Here is an 18,771-nt window from a genome sequence, read left to right as displayed (position 1 = left end):
GCTGCGCGTATTAGATATTTTTCCAGGCGTAACACTTATGACCGCAACTGCTCAGCAGCTTGAACTCATCAAAAACAGCATCAAAAGCATCCCTGACTACCCTAAGCCGGGCATCCTGTTCCGTGACGTCACCAGCTTAATGGAAGATCCGCAGGCGTATGCCGCGTCGATTGCCATTCTGGTTGAGCGTTATCGTGACAAAGGCATCACCAAAGTGGTGGGTACGGAAGCACGTGGCTTCCTGTTTGGTGCACCTGTGGCGCTGGGTCTGGGCGTAGGCTTTGTCCCGGTGCGCAAACCCGGCAAGCTGCCGCGTGAAACCTACAGTGAGAGCTATGAGCTGGAGTACGGTTCTGATGCGCTGGAGCTGCACAAAGATGCCATCAAGCCAGGCGATGTGGTGCTGGTGGTGGACGATCTGCTGGCCACCGGCGGAACGCTGGAAGCCACAGTGAAACTGATCCGCCGTGCCGGTGGTGAAGTGAAAGATGCTGCGTTTGTGATCAACCTGTTTGATCTGAGCGGTGAAGCGCGCCTTAAGGCGATCGGCATTGACTGCTACAGCCTCGTGAATTTCCCCGGCCACTAAGGCCTGTGCGCCGCAGGCAATAGCCGTCGCGGCGCATTTCATTACGCATCCCTGCCGCCGTGCCCTTGTATCAGTGCTCGATAAATCGTTCCGCTATTGCAAGTGCGCGATAAAAATTCAGCACCTGCAACGTGAAGTATGTCGGGTATAGGCATATCCTGTTGTGGCTGTTAGACTACTGCCCATATACACAGGGTTTGCGAAGCTGCATTTTTCCCCTTTTTCTTGTGGCGGAACCCGGTTCACTTAGCCGCACCGCTGTGCCAACTCAATAAAATCCAGTGATTGAATCCACATGAGCTATCAGGTACTTGCGCGAAAATGGCGTCCCCAGGCTTTCGCTGACGTAGTCGGTCAGGAACATGTGCTGACCGCGCTGGCCAACGGGTTGTCACTGGGACGAATCCATCATGCTTATCTCTTTTCCGGTACGCGCGGCGTAGGGAAAACCTCGATCGCCCGTTTGCTGGCGAAAGGCCTCAACTGCGAAACCGGCATCACCTCTACGCCTTGTGGTCAGTGTGATAACTGCCGTGAAATTGAGCAGGGGCGCTTTGTCGATCTGATCGAGATTGATGCAGCGTCACGAACTAAAGTCGAAGACACGCGCGATTTGCTGGATAACGTGCAATACGCACCGGCGCGCGGTCGCTTCAAGGTTTACCTGATCGATGAAGTGCACATGCTCTCGCGTCACAGCTTCAATGCGCTGTTGAAAACGCTGGAAGAGCCGCCTTCGCACGTCAAATTCCTGCTGGCAACCACCGATCCGCAAAAACTGCCAGTGACCATTCTGTCGCGTTGCCTGCAGTTCCATCTTAAAGCGCTCGACGTCGAACAAATCCAGCAGCAGCTGGTGCATATACTGCAGCAGGAGCAGATTGCCGCCGAGCCGCGAGCGCTGCATCTGCTGGCGCGTGCCGCTGACGGCAGTATGCGTGATGCGCTAAGCCTTACTGACCAGGCGATTGCCATGGGGCAGGGCAGCGTGACGCGTGAAACCGTGGCGCAAATGCTGGGCACGCTGGATGACGAACAGCCGCTGGCGCTGATTGAAGCGCTGGTGGAGGGGCAGGGCGAACAGGTGATGGCGCTGCTGAATCAGGCGGCATCACGCGGTGTCGAGTGGGAAGCGCTGTTGGTCGAAATGCTGCGTTTGCTGCATCGCGTGGCGATGGTGCAACTGCTGCCGGCTTCGCTGGGCGAAGACGATGTGAATCAGGCGCAGCGCCTGCGCGATTTGGCGCGCGTGTTGCCGCCCGCCGATGTACAGCTCTATTACCAAACTTTGTTGATGGGACGTAAAGATCTGCCGCTGGCACCGGATCGTCGCCTCGGCGTCGAGATGACGCTGCTGCGCGCGCTGGCGTTCCATCCACAGGCGACCATCGCTGAGCCGGTTGCGCGGCCCAGTCTGATTCCGCAGGCGGCACCGCAAGCGTCTGCTGCATCTGCAGGCGTTGCTGCGCCGGCCTCTTCCGCTCAGGTTACTGCGTCAGCAACGCCAGTGACTTCAGCCAACGCTGCCGCGGCAGCAACGCAAGCGGGTTCAGCTCACGCCGCCTCCTCTTCGGCCTCTCGCGCCACTTCTGCAGCCCAGCCGCAAATGGCGCCGCCGATGCAGGACGCACCGCCGATGGCCGATGATTACGCGGATATGCAACCGGCGCCCGAACATTTGTCTGACTCCACCAGCCAGCTGTTACAGGCGCGAACGCAGTTACTGCGTCAGGGAGCCGGCAAAGCAAAAAAGAGTGAGCCGGCAGCGCGTCCCGCGCGGCCGGCGAACCCGGCGCTGGAACGTCTTGCCAGTGTCACCGAGCGCGTGCAACAGCGCGCATCGGAACCCGCGGTAAAAGCGCCCGCGAAGCCAGAAGCCTATCGCTGGAAAGCCCAGCAAACGGTCGAGGTAAAAGCGGAGCCCATCGCAACGCCAAAAGCCTTGCGTTCCGCTCTTGAGCATGAGAAAACGCCTGAGCTGGCGCTTCGTCTGGCCGAAGAGGCCCAGCAGCGCGATGCGTGGGCCGCCGAAATAGCCGCACTGACGTTGCCAAAACTGGTGCAGCAGGTGGCGTTAAACGCGTGGAAAGAGGTGGGCGAGAACGCTGTTACGCTGCATTTGCGCAGCAGTCAGCGTCACCTGAATTCAGCGTCGGCAAAACAGGCGCTGACGGAAGCGCTCAGTCAGGCAGCCGGACAAACGGTTGAACTGACCATCGTTGAAGACGATAATCCTGCGGTGTTGACGCCACTGGAATGGCGTCAGGCCATTTATGAAGAGAAACTGGTGCAGGCGCGCCAGTCGATTGAAAGCGATACTCACATTCAGACATTGCGTCGATTCTTCGATGCCGATCTGGATGAAGAGAGTATTCGACCCGTTTGAACACCCGCTGTCGCGCGTGAGTGGCGCGCAGCCCCAGCAGAGAGAGAAGACTATGTTTGGTAAAGGCGGATTGGGCAACCTGATGAAACAGGCCCAGCAGATGCAAGACAAAATGGCCAAAGTTCAGGAAGAGATTGCCGCGCTGGAAGTGACCGGTGAATCAGGCGCTGGCCTGGTCAAAGTCACCATCAACGGTGCACATAACTGCCGCCGTGTTGAAGTCGATCCAAGCTTGCTGGAAGACGACAAAGACATGCTGGAAGATCTGATTGCGGCAGCCTTCAACGATGCAGCACGTCGTATCGATGAAACGCAGAAAGAGAAAATGGCTTCTGTGTCTTCTGGTATGCAGCTGCCACCTGGCTTCAAGATGCCGTTCTGATGCAAACCAGTCCACTGCTTGAATCTTTGATGGAGTCGCTGCGCTGCCTGCCGGGCGTGGGCCCGAAATCGGCGCAGCGCATGGCTTTTCAGCTGTTACAGCGCGATCGTAGCGGTGGTATGCGTCTGGCGCAGGCTTTGACCCGCGCGATGTCGGAAATCGGCCACTGTGCCGATTGCCGCACCTTCACCGAGCAGGAAATTTGCACCATCTGCGCCAATCCGCGCCGTCAACAAAACGGCCAGATTTGCGTGGTGGAAAGTCCTGCCGATATCCACGCCATTGAGCAGACCGGCCAGTTTGGCGGCCGCTACTTTGTGCTGATGGGCCATTTGTCACCGCTGGATGGCATCGGCCCGCAGGATATCGGTCTGGATCGGTTAGAGCAGCGCCTGGAGCGTGAAACGCTGACCGAAGTGATCCTCGCCACCAACCCGACGGTGGAAGGTGAAGCCACGGCCAACTACATCGCTGAACTGTGCGGGCAATATGGCGTCGATGCCAGCCGCATCGCGCACGGTGTACCGGTCGGCGGTGAGCTGGAAATGGTCGATGGCACCACGCTGTCGCACTCACTTGCCGGACGCCACAAGATTAAATTCTAATCACTTGCCGATGTCTTCACCGACATCGGCTTGAAATCCTCAGCATCACCCCCATTTCTCTCTCAACATATGATCAACCCTGATTTAGTTGAGGTAGCAATGACCATGAAAGGACAAGAGACGCGTGGCTTCCAGTCAGAGGTAAAACAACTTCTGCACCTGATGATTCACTCTCTCTATTCAAACAAAGAGATTTTCCTGCGCGAGCTGATCTCCAACGCCTCTGATGCCGCTGACAAACTGCGTTTCCGCGCACTGTCCACGCCGGATCTGTATGAAGGCGATGGCGACCTGCGCGTGCGTATCTCGGTCGATAAGGACAATCGTACGCTGACCTTGAGCGACAACGGTATCGGTATGCGTCGCGACGAAGTGATTGAGAACCTCGGCACTATCGCGAAATCCGGCACCAAATCCTTCCTCGAGTCCATGGGTTCTGACCAGGCAAAAGACAGCCAGCTGATCGGTCAGTTCGGTGTGGGCTTCTATTCAGCCTTCATCGTTGCCGATAAAGTCACCGTGCGCACTCGCGCGGCCGGCGCTAAGGCCGACGAAGCGGTGTTCTGGGAATCCGCAGGCGAGGGTGAATACACCCTGGCCGAAATCGAGAAAGCCGATCGCGGTACCGAGATCACGCTGCACTTCCGCGAAGGCGAAGATGATTTCCTCGACGCGTGGCGTGTACGCAACGTCATCAGCAAATACTCCGATCACATTGCGCTGCCGGTTGAGATTGAAACCAAAGACGAAGAGAGCGATACCACCAGCTGGGAGAAGATCAACAAAGCCCAGGCACTGTGGACGCGCAACAAGTCTGAAATCAGCGACGACGAGTACAACGAGTTCTACAAACACATCGCCCATGATTACAGCGATCCGGCGATCTGGAGCCACAACCGTGTGGAAGGTAAGCAGGAGTACACCAGCTTGCTGTATATCCCGCAGCGTGCGCCCTTCGACATGTTCAACCGCGACAGCAAACACGGCCTGAAACTGTATGTTCAGCGCGTGTTCATCATGGACGACGCCGAGCAGTTCATGCCGAACTACCTGCGCTTCGTACGTGGCCTGATAGACTCCAACGATCTGCCACTGAACGTCTCGCGTGAAATCCTGCAGGACAGCCGTGTGACCCAGAGCCTGCGCGCCGCGCTGACCAAGCGTAGCCTGCAGATGCTGGAAAAACTGGCGAAGGACGACGCGGAGAAATATCAGCAGTTCTGGAAAGAGTTTGGTCTGGTCCTGAAAGAAGGCCCGGCGGAAGATAACGCCAATCAGCAGGCGATTGCTAAGCTGTTGCGCTTTGCCACCACCCAGAGTGAAGGCGCTGAGCAGACCATTTCGCTGGAAGATTACCTGAGCCGTATGGTGGAAGGGCAGGATAAGATTTACTACATCACTGCTGACAGCTATGCCGCCGCGAAGAGCAGCCCGCATCTGGAACTGTTCCGCAAAAAAGGTATCGAGGTGCTGCTGCTGTCCGATCGTATCGACGAGTGGATGATGAGCTACCTGACCGAGTTCGACGGCAAAACCTTCCAGTCAGTGAGCAAAGCGGATGAGTCGCTGAGTAAGCTGGCGGATGAAGAAACGGAAGAGCAGAAGGAAGCGGAAAAAGCGCTGGAGCCGTTTGTTGAGCGCGTGAAAACGCTGCTGGGCGAGCGTGTGAAAGAGGTGCGTCTGACCCATCGTCTGACCGATACCCCGGCGATTGTCACCACCGATGCGAACGAAATGACCACGCAGATGGCGAAACTGTTTGCTGCTGCGGGCCAGGACGTTCCGGATGTGAAGTACATCTTCGAAATCAACCCAGAGCATACGCTGGTGAAACGCGTGGCGGATACCCACGACGAAGCGCACTTTGCTGAATGGGTTGAGCTGCTGCTGGATCAGGCGCTGCTGGCTGAGCGCGGCACGCTGGACGATCCCAACCAGTTTATCCGTCGTATGAACCAGTTGCTGACGGCATAAGCCATTCAGCGCCCACGCCGGTTGGTATCAATACCGGCGGCAGGGTTGGCAGGAGACAAAAAAGGTCGGCATTGAATGCCGACCTTTCTTTTAGTGCAGCGCCTGATCGCGCAGCCAATCCCGGAACAACGTAATCTCCGCATCATGCTGACGTGACATTTTCGTCATCATCCAGGTGGCGCGGTCCACACGCACAAATCCCAATGGGGCGATCAGCGTACCGTCGCTCAACTCCTGCCTGACCAGTAAACGCGGAGCCATGATCACGCCCAGGCCGTTTCTCGCCGCCTGAATGCCAAGGGTAAGGTTATCGAAATGCTTACCGACCCAGTAATTTCCGCGCGCACCGCTGGTTTTTGCCCACTCAGCCCAGGCATGCAGCCGCGTGTCGGCATGCAGCAGCGGCAATGACGCTAAATCCTGCTCATTGTGAAAACGCGCGGCATACTGAGGCGCACACAGCGGGCCGATGTAGTCATCGCTGATCAGCGTGGCATCAATATCCTCATCCGGTGACTGCTCATAGCTGAGAATCAGTACATCAGTGTGTTCACTGCGCAACTGGTCGATCTCCACCAGCGGCTGAAACTGCACTTCAATATCGGGATAGCGTTGATAAAAACTGCTAATACGTGGAATCAGCCATTGCGAGAGAAAACTGGGCGCGCAAGAGACGCTGAGGTGATGACGCATGCCGGTGCGAATGCTTTCGCAAGTGGTGGAGAGTTCGCTGAACGCCTTCTGACAACTCACCAGCAAGCGCTCGCCGTGTGAGGTTAATTTGACGCGTCCATTGGTGCGGACGAATAAGGGCTTTCCCATCCAGCTTTCCAGCTGTCGAATCTGATGGCTAATGGCGCTGTGAGTCACATGAAGACGCTCGGCCGCCACGCTAAAACTGCTGTGCAGTGCTGCCTGATGAAAATAGTGCAGTGCACGTAACGACGGAAGCGCGGTCATACTCATCCCCTGTGTAAAAACCTAACAGGGATTGTCAGTTTATATCATTTTAATGTCCAGCCGCATTGGCCTAACCTTTCCCCCAGATTATGGCGGGTTGACGGATGGCGTTGTCTGTGTTTAACGCGGCTAATGTTCCCCCCTCAATCTGCGACACACACAGCATCTTTATAATTAGAGAAATCTTACGCGATGGATCACCAACATGCTTCTGCCAGGGCGGCGGCAGCGCGCGATCGACTTCGCGGCTTGCTATCACGTCACTATCGGCTGGAAAATTACGACCTCTTCTTTGCACCTTCTTTGCATATTTCGCGGGTGCTGCTCTCACAACTGTTTTTACGTCAGGAACAGGCGCGCAATCAAACGCGTTACGCTTCGCAATATCCGGTCAGTGAACTGAGTGTGTTACCCGCGGTGCCGATGATGGCCGGTAACATTGCACTGGTTGAGCATGTCGACATGCAGCAGGGGCGGGTGCGCCCGCTGACGGAGTGTCAAAGTCAGGGCGTGACCGACGCCTCGGAATCCTTTGCCACCCTATTGCATAAACGATTAATCAGCGATGCGCGATTGTTTGTGGCGCGGCTCGATCGTCATGCGGCGTTAAGCAGTGACCTGGTGTTAATTGCGTTAAAAACCTGCGATTTCAGCACGCTGGTGCGCAGTGAATTGCGCTTATTTGAGCAGGGACTGGCGTTTGGGACGTCGCTGGAGCAAACCTTAAAAATGATGGAAAACAGCGACTGGCGGCCGTTTAATATCGCTAGCGTGGATAATATTACGCTTGATGCCCCGGTTCAGCTGCAATCGATTCAGCAGCACGGCTTACCGTTCGCCCTGTTCCCGCTGCCAGTCAGTTTTACCTTACGCGACGTGCCGCAGGATATGCATCTGCTTTCCGCTCACCATCGTTTACGCCTGCATGCCAACGTGCGCGGTAGCGTGAACAAAAATCAAAACGTCACGCCAATACTGAAAAGACGTCTGAAAGAGGTGTTAAACGTTAGCCGTGATTCTTAAAAACGGGCACTCTGCTGGTGTTCTGCGCTAAAGCCAGTCAAAGTAAAGCTTTCACCGGAAGCGCGCCCGTTTCCTTGTGGTGCGCGGGTCATAATGGTATGTTCTTGGCCTTCTCAGATTGATCAATGCGATTCGCAAGGGGAATTACGCAATGCGTATTATTCTGCTCGGGGCACCGGGCGCAGGTAAAGGCACTCAGGCTCAATTCATCATGGAGAAATACGGTATTCCGCAAATCTCCACCGGTGACATGTTGCGTGCGGCAGTTAAAGCAGGCACCGAACTGGGCCAACAGGCGAAAGCCATCATGGATGCCGGTAAACTGGTAACAGACGAACTGGTGATTGCGCTGGTTAAAGAGCGTATCGCGCAGGAAGACTGCAAAAACGGTTTCCTGCTCGATGGCTTCCCGCGCACTATCCCACAAGCTGACGCCATGAAAGACGCGGGCATCAATGTGGACTTCGTGCTGGAGTTTGCCGTACCGGATGAACTGATTGTGGATCGTATTGTTGGCCGTCGCGTGCATGCGCCGTCTGGCCGCGTGTATCACGTCACCTACAATCCGCCAAAAGTGGAAGGTAAAGATGACGTGACCGGCGAAGAGCTGACCACGCGTAAAGACGATCAGGAAGAAACCGTGCGTAAGCGTCTGGTGGAATACCATCAGCTGACTGCACCGCTGATTGCTTACTACAGCAAAGAAGCGGAAGCCGGTAGCACCCAGTATCACAAGATCGACGGCACCCGTAAGGTAGCTGAAGTGAGCACGCAACTGGCCGGCATTCTCGGTTAACCCGTCATACTTCAATGTGCAGGTGCGTTAGCTGCTCTCGTTCACCCGAATCACTGACTTGAGTCAGCGCATCGGGATGATGAACCTCCTCAAGGAGGTTCACCCTGCGGGCCAGCGCAAGCGCTGTTCAAATCGACAAGTCGATTTGTCTCTCGTTTGCCGCCTTCCTGCCATTTGAATGATTTAGGGTTGTGCTATTAAGGGCCGGTTGTCCGGCCCTTTTGCAGCAATTGCTTTCCCCTCCCACGATTTCCGCTACAATTTCCCCCTGATTTTGATCCATTCGTTTTGACATCAAGGAAATACCAATGAGGCAAGAAAAGCCTGGGGTTTTGCTGGTCAACTTAGGCACACCCGATGCGCCTACAACACCTGCCGTTAAGCGCTATCTGAAACAGTTCCTTGGCGACCCGCGCGTGGTGGATACACCGCGTTGGTTATGGTGGCCGATTCTCAATTTCGCCATTTTGCCGTTCCGTTCGCCGCGCGTGTCGAAGCTTTACGCTTCGGTGTGGATGAAAGAAGGCTCTCCGCTGATGGTGTTCAGCAAGCAGCAGCGCGATGCGCTGGCGCAGCGCGTGGATATGCCGGTTGAGCTGGGCATGAGCTACGGCCAGCCGAGCCTCGACGGTGCGGTACAGCGTTTACTGGATCAGGGTGTCACCAAACTGATTGTGTTGCCGCTTTACCCGCAGTTCTCGTGCTCAACGGTCGCCGCCGTGTGGGATGGATTATCTGCCAGCTTCAAACCGTTGCGCTCCTTGCCGGAAGTCGCTTTTATCCGCGATTATGCTGAGCATCCGGCCTATATTGCGGCTCTGAAAGCCTCCGTTGAGCGTTCATTTGCGCAGCATGGCGAACCGGATCTGCTGGTGCTCTCCTATCATGGCATCCCGCAGCGTTTTGCCGACGAAGGTGATGATTATCCGCAGCGCTGCAAAGACACCACCGAGGCGCTGGCTGCCGCGTTGGGCATCGCGCCGCACAAAATCATGATGACCTTCCAGTCACGCTTTGGTCGCGAGCCGTGGTTGACGCCGTACACCGACGAAACCATGCAAGGTTTACCGGCCAAAGGCATCAAGCATGTGCAGGTGATGAGCCCAGGCTTCTCCGCTGACTGTCTGGAAACCCTGGAAGAGATCAGCGAGCAGAACTGTGAGTTCTTCCTGCACGCCGGTGGCGAGAAGTTTGAATACATTCCCGCGCTCAACGCCGATGACGAGCACATCGAGATGATGGTTCAGCTGGTCAACGCACGCCGATAAAGTGCTGGCAGAGAGTGTGATATCATTCTCTGCCAGATTTCCCTTACGGCAGCCACGATGAAATTTCCCGGCAAACGCAAATCCAAACACTATTTTCCCGTTAACGCGCGCGATCCGCTGCTACAGGCAACCCAGCAGGAGCAGGAAGAGGGCAGTTGGGTGGTGGGTATCGACCAGACGCTGGTGGATATTGAAGCCAAAGTTGATGATGACTTTCTGCAACGCTACGGGCTGAGCGCCGGTCACTCACTGGTGATCGACGATGCCACCGCAGAGGCCCTGTACAACGAGCTGATGCATGATGCGCTGATCAGCCATCAATTTGCCGGCGGCACCATCGGTAATACTCTGCACAACTACTCCGTGCTGGCCGATGACCGTTCAGTATTGCTCGGCGTGATGTGCAACAACATCCAGATTGGCGGTTATGCCTATCGTTATTTGTGCAACACCTCCAGCCGTATGGATCTCAACTTCCTGCAGGGCGTTGATGGCGCGATTGGCCGCTGTTTCACCCTGATTGGTGAGCAGGGTGAACGCACCTTTGCCATCAGCCCAGGCTTGATGAACCAACTGCAGCCTGACAGCATTCCGGAAGAGGTGATTGCCGGGGCGTCTGCGCTGGTGCTGACTTCCTATCTGGTGCGCTGCCAACCCGGTGAACCGATGCCGGAAGCCACGCTGCGTGCCATCGACTACGCGAAAAAACATAACGTGCCGGTGGTGTTGACGTTAGGCACCAAATTCGTGATTCAGGACGATCCGCAGTTCTGGCGTGATTTCCTGCGCGATCATGTGTCGATCGTGGCGATGAACGAAGAAGAGGCCTTTGCGCTGACGGGTGAGCAGGATCCGCTGCTGGCCTCGAATATTGCGCTCGACTGGGTGGATCTGGTGCTGTGCACCGCCGGTCCCACCGGTTTGTACATGGCTGGCTTCACGGAAGAGGCGTTCAAGCGCAAAACCAATCATCCGCTGCTGCCGGGCGCGATAGCCGAATTCAACCAATACGAGTTCAGCCGCGCTATGCGCCATCAGGATTGCCAGCAGCCGCTGCGCATTTTCTCGCACATCGCGCCTTATATGGGCGGCCCTGAGAAGATCATGAACACCAACGGTGCAGGCGATGGTGCTTTAGCCGCGCTGCTGCACGATATCACCGCCAATAATTTCCACCGTCAGAAAGTACCGAACTCCAGCAAACACGCACGCGGTTATCTCACCTATTCGTCGCTGGCGCAGGTGTGCAAGTATGCCAACCGGGTGAGTTATCAGGTGCTGAATCAGCATTCACCGCGTCTGATGCGCGGGCTGCCTGAGCGGGAAGACAGTTTAGAAGAGTCGTACTGGGACAGGTAAAGCGTAAACCGATGATGCGCATCCGTTTTTGAAATCGATGCGCTAACTGTTTGATACATCTCAATTCCGTAGGGTCGCCATTAATGGCGACCTGGCCCATCACCGCACGTTGTTAAATCGGGCATTCCCGCACAATTGGGTTCTGCGCGATCTCTTCCTGCAGCACATTCAGCATGCTGTTGGCGATCTCACGCTCGCCCATCACCACACGATTAGCACCGCGCTCCATGATGTAATTTACTTCATCGTCGTAATGCGCGCGGGCAATAATTTCGATATCCGGACGCTTCTCACGCGCGGCAGTGACAATCTCCCCGGCTTCGTAACCGTTTGGAATGGTCAGCAGCAGCCAGCGAGCGCAGTCAAGGCGGGCTAATTCCATGGTATCAACGCGCGCCGCATTGCCCAGCACCGCCTTGATCCCTTGTTCACGCAGTGCTTCGACGCGCGGACGGGAGTTTTCCACCACCACCAGCGGCACATCGGCCTCCATCAGTTGCTGACCCAGCAAGCTGCCGACGCGGCCATAGCCAACGATCACCGCGTGATTGCAGATATCCAGCGGAATCTGCTTCTCTTCTTCAATCGCTTCTTCCAGCGTCTGCTCTTCGATGGTTTCGGTCTTATCGAGGTAGCGCTCAAGCAGAGTAAACAGAATGGGGTTGAGCATGATGGAGAGGATCGCCGCCGCCAGCACCAGATTGCGTCCTTCATCGCTCAGCATACCCAGCGAAATGCCCAAACCGGCAAGGATAAAAGCGAACTCACCAATTTGCGCCAGGCTCACCGAAATGGTCATGGCGGTACGGCGTGAGTGGCCGAGCAGCGTCACCAGCAGCCAGGCGGCGATGGATTTGCCCAATACGATGATCGCCAGTGCGCCTAACACCGCCAGCGGCTGCTCAATCAAAATCATTGGGTCAAACAGCATGCCGACCGAGACAAAGAACAGCACGGCGAAGGCATCGCGCAGCGGGAGAGTATCGTGCGCGGCGCGGTGGCTGAGTTCGGATTCGTTAAGCACCATACCGGCAAAGAAGGCGCCGAGTGCGAAGGAGACATCGAAGAATTCAACCGCACCGAAAGCGATGCCCAGCGCCAGGGCCAGTACGGATAAGGTGAACAGTTCACGCGATCCGGTTGCGGCACTTTTTGCCAGAATCCACGGCACGACACGACGGCCCACCACCATCATCAGCACCATAAAGGCGACGACTTTGCCGATGGTCAGCATCAGGTCCCAGAACAGCAGAGAGGGGCTGGCGTTGCCTTCTTCCAGCATTCCGGCAATGGCGGGCAGCAGTACCAGCGTCAGGACCATCACAAGATCTTCAACAATCAGCCAGCCGATGGCAATCTGCCCCCGCTGACTATCAATCAGTTGACGCTCTTCCAGCGCGCGCAGTAACACCACGGTACTGGCGGTGGAAAGACAGAGGCCAAACACCAGACCGGTCATCCACGACCAGCCCATCGCCCACGACAGCCCCATTCCCAGCAGCGTGGCCACCGCGATTTGCGCGATGGCGCCGGGAATGGCGATCGACTTTACCGACATCAAATCCTTCAGAGAGAAGTGCAATCCCACGCCAAACATCAGCAGGATAACGCCGAGCTCAGCTAACTCAGGTGCGAGATTGGTATCGGCGACAAAGCCAGGGGTAAAGGGACCGGCGAGCACGCCAGCAAGCAGATAACCGACCAACGGGGAGATTCGCAGGCGGTTGGCAATCATACCCAGGAGAAAGGCGAGGACCAGGCCCCCGACAATGGTGGTGATCAACGGTGTGGTGTGATGCATGCCTGTCTCCTTGTATGCAAATGTATCCGCTTGTAACAACCTAGTGTAATGCACATTCGCTAACCACGTTTAAACATTTGAGCGGTGAAAAGCGAAAAAATTGAAAAATTAAGAAGAAAACGCAGCTGAAGCGGCATTTTCCTCAGTTATCTCACTCTATCGGCAGGTTTTCCGCTGAATGTAGGGGGGCGAGGAAAAAGCGTTGCCCCCCTAAAGCGGCTTAGGCGTGACGGTTATCAGGCAGGAAAGCGGTCAATAGGCCGATCAAAGGTAGCCAGGCACAGATTTGATATACCCACTCGATGCTGGTGTGGTCTGCCACTACGCCCAACACGGCGGCACCGAGCCCACCCATACCAAAGGCAAAACCGAAAAATAGCCCGGAAACCATACCAATACGTCCTGGCATCAGTTCCTGCGCATACACCAAAATGGCAGAAAACGCCGAGGCGAGAATCAACCCGATGATCACGCTCAACACGCTGGTCCACATTAAGTTGGCGTGGGGCAACAGCAAGGTGAAGGGCGCAACGCCAAGAATCGATACCCAAATCACGTATTTACGGCCGATTTTATCGCCAATCGGTCCGCCAATGATGGTGCCCGCAGCCACTGCGCCGAGGAAGGCAAACAGATGGAATTGCGAGGCCTGAACAGAAAGTCCGAATTTCTGGATTAAATAGAAGGTGTAGTAACTGCTCAGGCTGGTGAGATAGAAGTATTTAGAGAAGATCAGCAGCAGCAAAATGCTGATCGCCAACGCCACTTTCTTACGCGGCAGCGGGTTAACCGGCGCAACCGTTGCCTTTGCCTTACTGGCGCGCTGCTGGTGGCTATACCAGCGGCTGACCTGCAGCAGCACGATAATGCCGAGCAGTGCCGCCAGCACAAACCAGGCAAGATGCCCTTTGCCGTAAGGGGCAACGATCATCGCTGCCAACAGCGGGCCTAGCGCGCTACCAAAGTTACCGCCCACCTGGAACAGTGATTGAGCCAAACCATGACGTCCACCGGAGGCCATACGCGCCACGCGCGAAGATTCCGGATGAAACACCGAGGAACCGCTGCCCACCAGCGCGGCAGCGAGCAGCACCTGCGGATAGGTGCTGGAGAACGTCAGCAGCACCAGACCACACAGCGTAAAGCCCATCCCGACCGGCAAAGACCAGGGTTTTGGGTATTTGTCGGTGTAATGACCGATGATTGGTTGCAGCAGCGAAGCGGTGACCTGAAAGGTCAGCGTTATCAGACCTATCTGGACGAAGTTAAGGTTAAAATCTTTTTGCAGCATCGGGTAGATCGCCAGCAGCAGCGATTGCAGCATATCGTTGAGCAGATGCGCGAGGCTGATGGCACCTAAAATGCCAAAAGCAGTCCGTCCCGGTGTGCGTGCCGGGGTTGCGATGTCACTTGCCATAAAAAATCCTGAAGAGTGCGGTTATCGTTATCAGTTTGTTACTACCCGCTTGACTCTATAAGCCTTTTGTCTTGAGTTAAAGTGCCATCTGTGCGACACAGAACGGTGATAAAGCACATTAAGTCCACGGCAAAGTGGAAAGACGCAGAATAAGGAGATCGGCTTTGTTGTTATTCCCGCGGAGAGGGCGCTGGCTGGCGCTGATCATGCTGTTGCTACCGATGCTGGCGCAGGCATGGCAGACGGATCGCAGTTATCGATTCAGTATTCTGCACACCAACGATCATCACGGTCGCTACTGGACCAATGCGCAGGGCGAATACGGTTTGGCGGCGCAGAAAACGCTGATGGATAAACAGCGTTATGATGTGCAGGCCAAAGGCGGCGGTGCCTTGATCCTTTCCGCCGGAGACGTGAATACCGGCGTGCCGGAATCGGATCTGCTCAATGCCGAACCCGATATTCGCGGCATGAACCTCATCGGCTACGATGCCATGGCGCTCGGCAATCACGAATTCGATAAGCCGCTCAGCGTGCTGCAACAGCAACAGAAGTGGGCCAAATTTCCCTTCCTCTCTGCCAATATCTATCAAAAGGGTACCGACCAGCGTCTGTTTAAGCCGTGGGCGATCTTTAATCGCATGGGACTGAAGATCGCAGTGATCGGTCTGACCACCACCGATACCCTGAAAATTTCCAACCCGGAAAATATCGCTAATATCGACATCCGCGATCCGGTGAAAGAGACGGAAAAAGCGGTGGCGGAACTGCGCGCCAGCGAGAAACCCGATGTGATTGTGGCGCTGACGCACATGGGCCATTACGACGATGGACAGCACGGTAGCAATGCGCCGGGTGATGTGGAACTGGCGCGCAGCCTGCCGCCGGGCACTATCAATGTGATCATCGGCGGCCACTCGCAGGATGCGGTGTGCATGGAAAAAGATAACGTCAGTGTGAAAGATTATCAGCCCGGCCAGCCTTGCCAGCCCGATCGCCAAAATGGCGTGTGGATCATGCAGGCGAAAGAGTGGGGCAAATATGTCGGGCGCGGCGATTTCACCTTCCGCAATGGCGAATTGACGCTGGATAGCTATCAGCTGATCCCGGTTAACCTCAAGCATGAAGTGAAAAATCTGGATGGCAGCGTTTCCTGGCTCACCTGGCAGGAAGAGATCCCACCTAACAGCGCGATGATGAAGCTACTGACGCCGTATCAACTGCGCGCGGCCAAGAAACTCGACGTCACGGTTGGCAGCAGTGATGGCGTGTTCGTCGGGGAACGCGATAAGGTGCGTTTTGAACAAACCAATCTTGGACAGCTGATTCTGCGCGCGCAAATGGCAGCGACTAAAGCGGATTTCGCGGTGATCAGTGGTGGTGGCATTCGCACCTCGCTGGCCGCAGGCAAGCTGAGTTGGCGCGATTTGTTGCAGGTGCAGCCGTTTGGTAATCAGGTGGTGTCAGTCACGCTGACCGGAGACGAATTGCTGAAGTATCTTGCCACGGTTGCCAATATCAAAACCAACTCCGGTGGTTTCGCGCAGTTCAGCAATATCAGTCTGGTGGCGGATGGCAAAGCGGTGAGTGAGGTGAAGATTAATGGCGAGCCTCTGCAAAAGGACAAAACCTATCGCATGGCGACCAACAGCTTCAATGCCAGCGGGGGCGATGGTTATCCCAACATCGAGGCACATGCGGGCTTTAGCAATACCGGTCAGCGAGATGCGGATGTGCTGCGTGCTTATGTCACTGCACACTCACCGCTGAAAATCGCCGACTATGCGCCAGCCGGTATTGTGCATTTAACGGAAGCACAGGTGCAGGAGCGCGACAAAGCGCAGGAAAAGCCCAGGAAGCGTAGCTACCCACAAGCCATTCTGGCGTGGATTTGGCCGCGCGCTCTGCACAATTGAAAACGGCGCCCGATTGGGCGCCGTTGTTTTATGCCTGGCAGGATTTCTGCGTCAGCCAGCGCTGACGCAATTTATCCCACATCCAGTTATAGGCCATGGTATAGGGCAGGAAGAACAGGAAGAACGCCACTTCCAGCATAAAGGCTTCCAGCAGCGTGATCTTCAGCATCCAGGCGGCAATCGGCAAACCGATAACGATAAAGCCCCCTTCAAAGCCCAGCGCGTGGATGGCACGCAGACCGAGGCTACGTGTTTTCTGCGGCGGCCAGATGCGATCAAAACCGGTGTTATAGATCATGTTCCACAGCATGGCGACCGTTGACAACATAATCGCCAGCGCGCCCATCTGAAACAGCGGCTTTTCCATAATCCAGGCAGCCAGCGGAGCCACAGTGAGAATCGCCAGCACTTCAAATCCTGCAGCATGATAAAAACGTTCTTTCAGCGAACGGGTACGCATATAAACCTCCTTTTGGGTAACGCGACATATTTTCTCACCGCGAAATGCTAAGATAAAATGATTACCTATCGATAAAAGCGATGGTTCACCATGAAATACTCCCCGGAATCCCTTGAGGCCTTTGTGCAGACTGTCGCCAGCGGCTCGTTTTCTGCGGCGGCGCGTGCGCTGGCCAAAAGCCAGTCCACCATTAGCAGCGCCGTGGCTAATCTGGAAGACGATCTCGGTTTCACCCTGTTCGATCGCAGCGGTCGCCAGCCGGTACTCACCGAGCAAGGACAGCGCGCCCTGGCGCAGGTGCAGCAGATTCTGGCGGCCAGCCAGCGGTTGGATGAGCTGGCGGTGCGGCTGTCACAGGGCGTGGAACCGCGACTCAGTCTGGCGATTTCCGATTTCTGGCAGGCCGATCACCATGAAAATCTGCTCAACCGCTTTGAAGCGCGTTATCCGGATATTGAATTTGAATGCATGATTGCTGAGGACGCGGACGCGCTGGACCTGCTGCAGGCCGGTCGCGTGCATCTCGGCGTGGTGCGTGCGCAGCCGCAGCTGCCGCCGGATTTAGCGGTGGCGCGTTTACAGGTGGGGGCGGAAATGGCGATCTATCTGCACCAGGATCATGTGCTGGCGCAGTCAAAACAGGTGAGTGAAGCACAACTCGGTGAATTGCGTCATTTACGGCTCAATACCTGGGTGCAAAACCGCGAACCGCTGCCCGCCGGGCGCGTGTGGTCGGCGCCATCTTATTTATTGCTGCTGGAAATGGCGGAGCAGGGCTTTGGCTGGAGCGTATTACCGCGCTGGCTGGTGGAACAATTTGGTCATCAGGTGTTGAAAGAGTTGCCTGTGCCAGGCTGGCCACAGCGCATCGCGGTGGATGTGATCTGGTCGCGACGCAATCCACCGGGTCCTGCCGGGCGCTGGATGATTGATCAACTCTGCGCCCAGCAGCCGGATTAATCACGGCGTGCCACGTCGGCCAGTGTGGCATCCAGCAGCCGGGTTAATCGCGGCGCGCCACGTCGGCCAGTACGGCATCCAGCAGTCGGATTAATCGCGGCGTGCCACGTCCGCCAGTGTGACACCCAGTAGCCGGGTTAATCGCGACGCGCCACGTCGGCCAGTGTGGCATCCAGCAGTCGTGCCAGGTCCTGCACCGCCAGTTCTAAATCCAGCCCGCGCTTGCCGCCGGAGACAAAAATGGTGGCAAATTCTGCAGCCTGCTGATCGATCACCGTTGGCAGGCGTTTTTTCTGCCCTAACGGGCTGATGCCACCCACCAGATAGCCAGTCACGCGCTGTGCCAGTTGTGGATCGGCCATATCCGCTTTTTTCGCGCCCAGCGCCTTTGCCACTTTTTTCAAATCGAGCTGCGAGGAGACCGGTGTCACGGCTACCGCCAGTGCTTTGGCATCGCCGTTGAGCGCCACTAACAGGGTTTTGAACACCTGACGTGCATCGAGATTGAGCTTCCGCACCGCCTCATCACCAAAATTGGTTTCGTGGCTGTCATGCTCATAAGGATGAAGGGTAAAGGCGACCTTTTGTTTTTCCAGCAGTTTTACGGCGGGTGTCATGTTCTGTCCTTGCTACGAAAATTCTTATTTCAGTTTTGGTGAATAATACTGGCGAAATTCTGAACTTTGCGCGAAAATTGGCCCGCGCCAGCAATGCTGGTGATAACCAAAATCATAAACAAATTCCTCTTTGACGGGCCGATAGCGATATTGGCCTTCTTTTTTGCCTGCAATTCACTGCTCACTGCTCACTGCTCACTGCTCACTGCTCACTGCTCACTGCTCACTGCTCACTGCTCACTGCTCACTGCTCACTGC

Annotated in this window: 17 protein-coding genes and 1 other annotated feature; of the genes, 11 read left to right on the top strand and 6 right to left on the bottom strand. The window is 55.9% G+C overall.

Annotated features, from left to right (window positions below):
- The first annotated feature begins 37 nt into the window (after positions 1-37).
- The 5 genes from apt to htpG all read left to right on the top strand — a co-directional run bounded on the left by apt (position 38) and on the right by htpG (position 5,936).
- The gene (apt, locus tag ACCW76_RS12660; protein ID WP_038648506.1) at positions 38-589 is read left to right on the top strand and encodes an adenine phosphoribosyltransferase; all 552 of its coding nucleotides are present in this window, start codon (positions 38-40) and stop codon (positions 587-589) included.
- Between the two features lie 295 nt (positions 590-884).
- Positions 885-2,975 carry a DNA polymerase III subunit gamma/tau gene (gene dnaX / locus ACCW76_RS12655; RefSeq protein WP_436338697.1) on the top strand — a complete coding sequence of 697 codons (2,091 nt, stop codon included), beginning with the start codon at positions 885-887 and terminating at the stop codon, positions 2,973-2,975.
- Positions 2,317-2,378: a sequence feature (DnaX frameshifting element), on the top strand. (Overlaps the previous gene by 62 nt.)
- A gap of 52 nt (positions 2,976-3,027) precedes the next feature.
- Entirely contained in the window at positions 3,028-3,357 is a 330-nt protein-coding gene (locus ACCW76_RS12650) for a YbaB/EbfC family nucleoid-associated protein (protein WP_031377860.1), read from the top strand.
- Positions 3,357-3,962 carry a recombination mediator RecR gene (gene recR, locus ACCW76_RS12645; protein ID WP_007886897.1) on the top strand — a complete coding sequence of 202 codons (606 nt, stop codon included), beginning with the start codon at positions 3,357-3,359 and terminating at the stop codon, positions 3,960-3,962. Before ACCW76_RS12650 ends, recR begins: the two co-directional genes overlap by 1 nt.
- Positions 3,963-4,061: 99 nt before the next feature.
- Complete coding sequence (gene htpG, locus ACCW76_RS12640; protein WP_200538735.1) at positions 4,062-5,936, top strand: molecular chaperone HtpG; 1,875 nt, start codon at positions 4,062-4,064, stop codon at positions 5,934-5,936.
- Between the two features lie 90 nt (positions 5,937-6,026).
- Here the strand turns inward: htpG and ACCW76_RS12635 are convergent, their stop codons facing one another.
- Entirely contained in the window at positions 6,027-6,896 is an 870-nt protein-coding gene (locus ACCW76_RS12635) for a LysR substrate-binding domain-containing protein (RefSeq protein ID WP_038648497.1), read from the bottom strand.
- A 192-nt stretch (positions 6,897-7,088) separates the two neighbouring features.
- Between ACCW76_RS12635 and ACCW76_RS12630 the strand changes: the two genes are divergently transcribed.
- The 4 genes from ACCW76_RS12630 to ACCW76_RS12615 all read left to right on the top strand — a co-directional run bounded on the left by ACCW76_RS12630 (position 7,089) and on the right by ACCW76_RS12615 (position 11,342).
- Positions 7,089-7,919 (top strand): DUF6024 family protein, encoded by an 831-nt coding sequence (locus ACCW76_RS12630; protein ID WP_436338696.1) that lies wholly within the window; start codon positions 7,089-7,091, stop codon positions 7,917-7,919.
- Positions 7,920-8,070: 151 nt separating this feature from the next.
- A complete protein-coding gene (gene adk, locus ACCW76_RS12625) occupies positions 8,071-8,715 on the top strand; it encodes an adenylate kinase (RefSeq protein WP_436338695.1) in 645 nt (214 codons plus the stop codon).
- A gap of 308 nt (positions 8,716-9,023) precedes the next feature.
- The gene (gene hemH, locus ACCW76_RS12620) at positions 9,024-9,983 is read left to right on the top strand and encodes a ferrochelatase (RefSeq protein WP_034828187.1); all 960 of its coding nucleotides are present in this window, start codon (positions 9,024-9,026) and stop codon (positions 9,981-9,983) included.
- A 57-nt stretch (positions 9,984-10,040) separates the two neighbouring features.
- Positions 10,041-11,342, top strand: a complete 1,302-nt coding sequence (locus ACCW76_RS12615; protein WP_436338694.1) for an inosine/guanosine kinase — start codon at positions 10,041-10,043, stop codon at positions 11,340-11,342.
- Between the two features lie 112 nt (positions 11,343-11,454).
- Here ACCW76_RS12615 and ybaL read toward each other — a convergent pair whose 3' ends face one another.
- Both ybaL and ACCW76_RS12605 read right to left on the bottom strand, forming a co-directional pair.
- Positions 11,455-13,143, bottom strand: a complete 1,689-nt coding sequence (gene ybaL, locus ACCW76_RS12610; protein ID WP_038648489.1) for a YbaL family putative K(+) efflux transporter — start codon at positions 13,141-13,143, stop codon at positions 11,455-11,457.
- Between the two features lie 220 nt (positions 13,144-13,363).
- Complete coding sequence (locus ACCW76_RS12605) at positions 13,364-14,560, bottom strand: MFS transporter (protein WP_436338693.1); 1,197 nt, start codon at positions 14,558-14,560, stop codon at positions 13,364-13,366.
- Positions 14,561-14,724: 164 nt separating this feature from the next.
- Here ACCW76_RS12605 and ushA point away from each other — a divergent pair, with 164 nt between their 5' ends.
- On the top strand, positions 14,725-16,476 hold the full coding sequence (ushA, locus tag ACCW76_RS12600) for a bifunctional UDP-sugar hydrolase/5'-nucleotidase UshA (protein WP_436338692.1): 1,752 nt from the start codon (positions 14,725-14,727) through the stop codon (positions 16,474-16,476).
- 28 nt (positions 16,477-16,504) lie between these two features.
- Here ushA and ACCW76_RS12595 read toward each other — a convergent pair whose 3' ends face one another.
- Positions 16,505-16,936: a multidrug/biocide efflux PACE transporter gene (locus tag ACCW76_RS12595; protein WP_436338691.1), complete on the bottom strand. Its 432-nt coding sequence runs from the start codon at positions 16,934-16,936 to the stop codon at positions 16,505-16,507.
- A gap of 90 nt (positions 16,937-17,026) precedes the next feature.
- Here ACCW76_RS12595 and ACCW76_RS12590 point away from each other — a divergent pair, with 90 nt between their 5' ends.
- Entirely contained in the window at positions 17,027-17,896 is an 870-nt protein-coding gene (locus ACCW76_RS12590) for a LysR family transcriptional regulator (RefSeq protein ID WP_038648485.1), read from the top strand.
- A gap of 137 nt (positions 17,897-18,033) precedes the next feature.
- Here the strand turns inward: ACCW76_RS12590 and ybaK are convergent, their stop codons facing one another.
- Together ybaK and ACCW76_RS12580 are read right to left on the bottom strand one after the other, a co-directional pair.
- Positions 18,034-18,513, bottom strand: coding sequence for a Cys-tRNA(Pro)/Cys-tRNA(Cys) deacylase YbaK (gene ybaK / locus ACCW76_RS12585; RefSeq protein WP_436338690.1), 480 nt, complete (start codon positions 18,511-18,513; stop codon positions 18,034-18,036).
- Between the two features lie 29 nt (positions 18,514-18,542).
- Entirely contained in the window at positions 18,543-18,698 is a 156-nt protein-coding gene (locus tag ACCW76_RS12580; protein WP_156149389.1) for a hypothetical protein, read from the bottom strand.
- Positions 18,699-18,771 lie beyond the last annotated feature (73 nt).

The sequence above is a fragment of the Pantoea sp. C8B4 genome (assembly GCF_051336905.1).
In the GTDB taxonomy this organism is placed as follows: domain Bacteria; phylum Pseudomonadota; class Gammaproteobacteria; order Enterobacterales; family Enterobacteriaceae; genus Pantoea; species Pantoea rwandensis_B.
The sequence above is the reverse complement of the archived record's forward strand: the minus strand, read 5'-3'. Positions and strand labels throughout refer to the sequence as shown.

Excerpts from the sequence above, each read along its gene's own strand:
- apt (WP_038648506.1), top strand. The coding sequence starts at position 38 with ATGACCGCAACTGCTCAGCAGCTTGAACTCATCAAAAACAGCATCAAA.
- dnaX (WP_436338697.1), top strand. The coding sequence starts at position 885 with ATGAGCTATCAGGTACTTGCGCGAAAATGGCGTCCCCAGGCTTTCGCT.
- ACCW76_RS12650 (WP_031377860.1), top strand. The coding sequence starts at position 3,028 with ATGTTTGGTAAAGGCGGATTGGGCAACCTGATGAAACAGGCCCAGCAG.
- recR (WP_007886897.1), top strand. The coding sequence starts at position 3,357 with ATGCAAACCAGTCCACTGCTTGAATCTTTGATGGAGTCGCTGCGCTGC.
- htpG (WP_200538735.1), top strand. The coding sequence starts at position 4,062 with ATGACCATGAAAGGACAAGAGACGCGTGGCTTCCAGTCAGAGGTAAAA.
- ACCW76_RS12635 (WP_038648497.1), bottom strand. The coding sequence starts at position 6,896 with ATGACCGCGCTTCCGTCGTTACGTGCACTGCACTATTTTCATCAGGCA.
- ACCW76_RS12630 (WP_436338696.1), top strand. The coding sequence starts at position 7,089 with ATGGATCACCAACATGCTTCTGCCAGGGCGGCGGCAGCGCGCGATCGA.
- adk (WP_436338695.1), top strand. The coding sequence starts at position 8,071 with ATGCGTATTATTCTGCTCGGGGCACCGGGCGCAGGTAAAGGCACTCAG.
- hemH (WP_034828187.1), top strand. The coding sequence starts at position 9,024 with ATGAGGCAAGAAAAGCCTGGGGTTTTGCTGGTCAACTTAGGCACACCC.
- ACCW76_RS12615 (WP_436338694.1), top strand. The coding sequence starts at position 10,041 with ATGAAATTTCCCGGCAAACGCAAATCCAAACACTATTTTCCCGTTAAC.
- ybaL (WP_038648489.1), bottom strand. The coding sequence starts at position 13,143 with ATGCATCACACCACACCGTTGATCACCACCATTGTCGGGGGCCTGGTC.
- ACCW76_RS12605 (WP_436338693.1), bottom strand. The coding sequence starts at position 14,560 with ATGGCAAGTGACATCGCAACCCCGGCACGCACACCGGGACGGACTGCT.
- ACCW76_RS12595 (WP_436338691.1), bottom strand. The coding sequence starts at position 16,936 with ATGCGTACCCGTTCGCTGAAAGAACGTTTTTATCATGCTGCAGGATTT.
- ACCW76_RS12590 (WP_038648485.1), top strand. The coding sequence starts at position 17,027 with ATGAAATACTCCCCGGAATCCCTTGAGGCCTTTGTGCAGACTGTCGCC.
- ybaK (WP_436338690.1), bottom strand. The coding sequence starts at position 18,513 with ATGACACCCGCCGTAAAACTGCTGGAAAAACAAAAGGTCGCCTTTACC.